Origin of the sequence: Sphingobacterium sp. UBA7253, from assembly GCF_002472745.1 — a bacterium.
GTDB classification, from domain to species: domain Bacteria; phylum Bacteroidota; class Bacteroidia; order Sphingobacteriales; family Sphingobacteriaceae; genus Sphingobacterium; species Sphingobacterium siyangense.
Map to the genome: position 1 here is coordinate 8519 of NZ_DKSP01000025.1, position 6240 is coordinate 14758.

Consider the following 6240-nt stretch of genomic DNA (forward strand, 5'->3'; position numbering starts at 1 on the left):
ATCTTAATTTTCTGGCGACTATGCAATACATAGGATAATACAATTAACAAAATTAAAACCACGATTGTTCCCCACAGCATGATTAAGTTGATTCTTTTTGTTACCTGTAATTTTTCAATCTCCTCAGCTTTTTGATTCATATCGTAGAGCGCCTGAAAAAAAGCTGTATGTCGAGCACCATCTACGCTATACAGTTCAAGCACCAACTTACGGCTCTTTTCTGCATAAAAATATGCGCTATCCATCTGCTCACGCAAGGCGTAGGTCCTACTCAAATCTTTTGTCGTAGCAGCCATTTGATACACATCACCCAAATTTTCCGCCATCTGATAAGCCAATTGTGTCAGTTTGATACTTTCTGGATATTTATTGGTCTTTCTAAAAATATCGCCCATATTATTGATGACCACAATTTTTCCATAATTGTCTTTTGTTTCCGTATAGAGGGTACTTGCTTTTTCAAAATGAAAAAAAGCGCTGTCATACCTTGCAAGATCTTCATAAATACTGCCTAAATTTTCATGGATCTTGGCTTCTCCATTTTTATTACCCACACTGCTATAAATAGACAAAGCAAGATTCTGGTAGACAAAGGCGGAGTCGTAGTTAGCTTCCTTTTCAAATAAATGACCTATATTCCCTAATGTACCTGCCTCTCCATTTTTATCCCTTTCTGTTCGGAAAGAATGTAGCGCCTTGTTAAAATAAACTTTCGCTACATCATGTTGTTTGTTGAAAATATTGAGCTCCCCGATATCACTCCAATTCGAAGCAAGATGCTGTTTTGAATTTAATTGCGTATAGATTCGATCGGCTTGAAAATAGTAGTCCTGCGCCTGTCCATAATGTCCCTGATTGACACATAACCATCCAATCGCCTGTAAACAATTGGCTTGTAATAATAAGTCTTTATCCGTAACAGCTTTTGCATAACGTTTTTTGACGAGCATAATTGCAGAATCAGGATGGTTTTGACTTAATCCTCTAATATCCTTAAAGGATTCAACCTGCGCAGTCCCCGGGTGCCACAAAAAAAGCTGTATAAAAAAAAGTAGAAACAAAATAATTTTATCAGAAATCCTCATATTTAACGTAAATAATCGAATTGCAAATGTACATGAAACATGTTAACACAATATTAAATCACATAAAGCAATACGAGTTTTAACATAAGGAAGGCTGACTTATTTTTATCCGCCAAGCTCAACGATATACTTATTAAAAAAGCCCTTTTATTGACGACACACATCAATAAAAGGGCTTGAAAATAGACAATCCCAAAACCGGTTAATTACCCGATTTCAATTCAATGAGCGGAGTGATCCGTTCTAATATATCAAATGCCACCTCTGCCATTTTATTACCTTTATTGTCCAATAACGGATTAACTTCAACAATTTCAAAACAAATTACCTTTCCAGATCGGATGATCTCTTCTAAAATCAACACAATCTCCCTTGGCAAAAAACCCTTAGGTACTGGTGTTCCCGTGCCATCCGAGATCAATTCACTATCCATGCTATCTACATCAAAAGAGATATAAACCATATCACATGCTTCTAGGATTTTCAATGCTTCAGCCACACAATCGGTTATTCCCCGCTGTCTCGTATCTTCCACACGATAGTTCTTAATGCCAAGTCGTTCAATGACCAGATCTTCCGGTTCTTCCGTATCCCTTACACCAAAATAAATCAAATGATTGGATTGTATTTTACCTACTGGGCCAGCTATTCGTTTTAGTTTATTCCAAAATTCTTGTGTCGATTCGTCTATTTCATTGATTTTGCATGGCAAATTATCCTCATTCAACATCGCCGCTAAAGGCATTCCATGCATATTGCCTGAGGGTGTTGTGTGCGGAGAATGAATATCGGCATGCGCATCTACCCAGATTACACCGAGTTGCTTATCGGGATAAGCGGACTTTATACCACTGATCGTCCCCATTGCGGAGGAATGATCCCCTGAAAACACCAATGGAAAATTGCCGGAAGATAAGCTATCTTCAACGGTGGAAGCTACTTGTTTGCATTGTTCATAAATCTGCTGAATATGTTTCGCAAAAGGATGATTATCATTCTGATAAATGGAGCTATTTCGAGTCGGCACATCAACAAATGGATAGTTAATGAAATATTGACTTCCTTTATTAATTGCAGCTATCTCGATGGCGTCGATTCCCAGATCTGACCCCCTAGTCCCTGCTCCGATGTCCGATCTGTTTTTGATCAATTCAATCATTTTCTCCATACACTATTTCAAATTAGTCAACGATCGCTCAATAATCCCTAAGCAAGTCTCGACTTGCTCTTTGGTAATAACCAGCGGCGGAGCCAATCGAATTTTGTTACCATGTGTAGGCTTCGCTAAAAGTCCATTTTCTTTAAATTTGAGACAGATATTCCAGGCCAAATCACTTTCTTCATCGGCATCAATTACAATGGCAGTCAAGAGCCCCTTTCCGCGCACTTCTGTAATTAACGTGCACTTAGCAGCAATCTGACGCAATCCATCCAAAAACAATGCCCCCATCTGAAACGCCCGTTGCGTCAAATTTTCATCCCGCACAACATTTAGCGCTTCCATAGCTACTGCACAGGCTAAGGGATTCCCACCATAGGTAGAACCATGTTCGCCCGGTTTAATACACAACATAATGGAGTCATTTGCCAACACTGCCGATACCGGCAATACACCGCCCGATAAAGCTTTCCCTAAAATCAGAACATCTGGTTTGCTTTGACTTTGCGTATCATCAATATCATAGGATGCCAACATACTTCCCGTCCGAGCAATACCGGTTTGGATTTCGTCTGCAATAAACAATACATTGTATCTTGTACATAATTGTCTCACGCGCATCAGATAATCCTCATCAGGAACGACAATACCCGCTTCGCCCTGAATTGGCTCAACGATAAAACCGGCGATATTTTTATCTGCTTTGAATAACTGTTCTAGCGCATCAACATCGTTATAGGGAACGAGTACTATGCCATCTAAAAAGGGGCCAAATTCATATGTTGCAGTACGATCATTGGATGCCGATATAACAGAGATTGTCCTACCATGGAAATTGTCTTTGGCAAAGACAATTTTCGCTTGATTGGCTGCTACACCTTTCACCTGATAGGCCCATTTACGGCAAAGCTTCATTGCAGTTTCTACCGCTTCAACTCCCGAATTCATCACCAAAGCCTTATCAAATCCAAATAACTGACAAAGCATTTCTTCAAAATCGCCCAATTTATTATTATAAAATGCTCTCGATGTAAGTGTCAATTTCGCAGCTTGCTCTTTTAAAGCATTTATAATTCGCGGATGGCAGTGTCCCTGATTGACAGCAGAATATGCAGATAAGAAATCAAAATAAGATTTTCCATCAACATCCCACACCATGACTCCTTCAGCTCGTTCCAATACGACTGGAAGAGGATGGTAATTGTGCGCTCCATATTTTTCTTCTTTGGCAATGAACATCTCGCCCTTACCCTGTTTAGCTACTGTACTCATAATTCAGATTTTTTCTAATAATAACAAATATACAATATTTACTTTTTTATTGAATTAAAAATAAAATTTAACACTAAATTAGCATAAAAATATTAAAATTAACTTTTAAACCACTTTCTACAATGAATAGTATCGATGATTTTGATCTGCAGATTTTAAAATATTTAGACGAAGATGGACGGATGGCCTACTCTGCAATTGCAACAGCTATGGGCGTATCCAATACGATGATTCATCAACGAATCAACCGATTGACGGAACAAGGAATACTGGCCGGTATAAAGCCTGTATTAAATGAAAAAAAGCTAGGCTATGATTGGGGTGCTTTTACAGGGCTAAGTTTAGAAAAAGATCATGACTCGAGCCGAATTATTGAAGAACTTAAGAAAATACCAGAAGTTACAGAATGCTATTACATTACGGGCAATTACACGCTATATGTAAAAATTATTGCTAAAAACCACGAACATATGCGACAATTACTCTATGAAAAAATCGATAGCATTCCAGGAATTGCAAAAACAGATTCCCTTATTGAATTAGGCTGTGCTTTCAAACGTAATATTATATTCTAGTACAATAAAACATTCATGGGATCCTGAACCTCTATTTCAGGGTCTCCACACTACTTACCTATATTTGCCAATTCTTCTTCTGTCCAGTAGATCAATTCGCGCAAAACATATACATTTTCATAGCTTCCCAATCCATCGATGTAGTCCCACAAATCACCTTCAACCTTCACTGGTCTTCCATGATGAAGTATATCATACCCATTATCTAACCAATTTTGTATCTGCTCTTTATCCATCGTTATTAAAACTTATTGTTAATTATCTTTAAAATGACTATATCAAATATAATATATTTTACGATGGCTACCCAAAACTGTTTCAAAGAAACAAAAATTTCAACAACTTTTTGACATAGTGTCTATCACTCTTCAAGAAGTTCTCGTGCTAATTGACAAATTTTAAAAATAAAAAAAGTATATTCGTATAACATCAAATATCATTATTATGGCAGATTTTTTCTATGTTGGATTAGAAGGTGAAAACGAATTGCTCGAACTGGTGGCTGTATCTACGATTCAATCCCTCCTCTATTTTCAGGATGCCGATCAAGAGGATTTTACAACAATAAAGACCGCTATTGATCAAAATTTTATTGTCGAAGAAGATCTAATCACTGTAGCAGACACCCTCCGATTGGATCAATCTATTGTGCGCTTTACTCCGGGCAAGCCCAATTATAAAGATTAATTGCATACTCAATCATATGGGTAAATAACTATCAGTAAAGCAATTAAATCAAGATAATTAGTAAAGAAAATAAGTAAGGAAATAATGAAGGTAGTTTTAATAGGTGGTTCTGGCGCTACAGGAAGAGCGCTCGTTCAATTGATGTTAAAATCTAAGGAAATTACGGAAATCGTTGTGCTTTTAAGACGTGTCTCGTTTGAGGAGCATATTAAATTGAAACAGGTTATCGTAGATTTTGAAAATCTAACGGATTTTGAGCAAGTGATACAGGGCGATGTCGCAATTTCCTGCCTTGGCACCACATTAAAAGACGCAGGCAGTAAAGATGCACAATGGAAAATAGATCATGATCTTAATTTACAATTTGCGGCATTGGCTAAAAAAAATGGTTTTCCTACCTTTCTCTTATTATCGGCTGTTCTTGCGGATCCTGCATCAAAAATTTTTTATAACCGCATGAAAGGAAGCCTTGAACAGGATGTTAAGGCACTTGATTTCAATCGGCTTATTATTTTCCAGCCTGGAGGACTAATCCGACCAAATACAGATCGCTTGGGTGAAAAAACAGCCATAGCTGCCCTCCGTATCTTTAATACAATAGGATTATTCAAAACATACGAGCCTCTTTCAGTAGGACAAGTTGCTATGGCAATGTTACAGGCGATCAATCATTACACAACAGGTATCCATACTGTAACCGTGAAAGATATCCAGAAATTAGCAGCAGAAACCAGTTGAAACAAGTAAAAAATAATTCATAATATTGAATTAACAGTAAGCTAATCCTAAGGCTGTAATTTGTGTTTTTTTAAAATAACAACCATTCAAATGAAAAAACACGTTTTATTTCTGTTTCTCCTCGTTTTTGTACATGTTTTCCCCTCTTTTGGCCAAGAAGCAAAATACATCTTTTATTTAATTGGTGATGGCATGGGCCTCAACCAGGTTAATCTCACCGAAATTCATCAAGCTGAAGTACAGCATAAAGATAATCCCATCCCACTTGTGTTTACCCAATTTCCTCATGTTGGATTTGCCTCCACACATTCACTCTCCAATGGCGTAACGGACTCAGGCGCTGGAGGTACCGCATTAGCCGTTGGAAAAAAAACCAAAAATGGCGTTATCGGTATGGATAGTACAGGAACTATCCCCTATAAGAGTATAGCTTATGCCGCAAAGCAAAAAGGAAAGAAAGTCGGTATTATTACAAGCGTCAGCATAGACCACGCTACCCCGGCTTCATTTTATGCGCACCAAGCAGACCGCGACATGTATTATGAAATCGGTAAAGAAATTGTCACTTCCAATTTTGACTTTTTTGGCGGATCCAATTTTCTCAAACCCGAAACAACATTTGATCATAAAAAGGCGCCATCGCTTTTCCCCATATTAGAAAAAGCCGGCTATAAAGTGCTTAAAGGAAAAGATGCTTATGCACAACTACCAAATAAATCAGATA

General features: G+C 37.7%; 8 protein-coding genes. 4 read left to right on the forward strand and 4 right to left on the reverse strand.

Annotation, left to right across the window (positions count from 1 at the left end; translation table 11 throughout):
• The 3 genes from B2X72_RS01625 to rocD all read right to left on the reverse strand — a co-directional run.
• A partial coding sequence (locus B2X72_RS01625; RefSeq protein WP_286848144.1) for a tetratricopeptide repeat protein occupies window positions 1-1085 on the reverse strand: 1085 nt, incomplete at its 3' end.
• A gap of 202 nt (window positions 1086-1287) precedes the next feature.
• On the reverse strand, window positions 1288-2253 hold the full coding sequence (locus B2X72_RS01630) for an arginase (protein ID WP_159726582.1): 966 nt from the start codon (window positions 2251-2253) through the stop codon (window positions 1288-1290).
• A 3-nt stretch (window positions 2254-2256) separates the two neighbouring features.
• Window positions 2257-3516 (reverse strand): ornithine--oxo-acid transaminase, encoded by a 1260-nt coding sequence (rocD, locus tag B2X72_RS01635; RefSeq protein ID WP_088161675.1) that lies wholly within the window; start codon window positions 3514-3516, stop codon window positions 2257-2259.
• Between the two features lie 122 nt (window positions 3517-3638).
• Between rocD and B2X72_RS01640 the strand changes: the two genes are divergently transcribed.
• Window positions 3639-4091, forward strand: coding sequence for an Lrp/AsnC family transcriptional regulator (locus B2X72_RS01640; protein ID WP_088161676.1), 453 nt, complete (start codon window positions 3639-3641; stop codon window positions 4089-4091).
• 50 nt (window positions 4092-4141) lie between these two features.
• Here B2X72_RS01640 and B2X72_RS01645 read toward each other — a convergent pair whose 3' ends face one another.
• A complete protein-coding gene (locus B2X72_RS01645; protein ID WP_046673540.1) occupies window positions 4142-4327 on the reverse strand; it encodes a hypothetical protein in 186 nt (61 codons plus the stop codon).
• Between the two features lie 208 nt (window positions 4328-4535).
• Here B2X72_RS01645 and B2X72_RS01650 point away from each other — a divergent pair, with 208 nt between their 5' ends.
• From B2X72_RS01650 to B2X72_RS01660, 3 genes are all read left to right on the forward strand, one after another.
• Window positions 4536-4778, forward strand: coding sequence for a hypothetical protein (locus B2X72_RS01650; protein WP_088161677.1), 243 nt, complete (start codon window positions 4536-4538; stop codon window positions 4776-4778).
• Window positions 4779-4862: 84 nt separating this feature from the next.
• A complete protein-coding gene (locus B2X72_RS01655; RefSeq protein WP_088161678.1) occupies window positions 4863-5516 on the forward strand; it encodes an NAD(P)H-binding protein in 654 nt (217 codons plus the stop codon).
• 90 nt (window positions 5517-5606) lie between these two features.
• The coding region (locus tag B2X72_RS01660) for an alkaline phosphatase (protein WP_286848145.1) at window positions 5607-6240 on the forward strand (634 nt) is incomplete at its 3' end.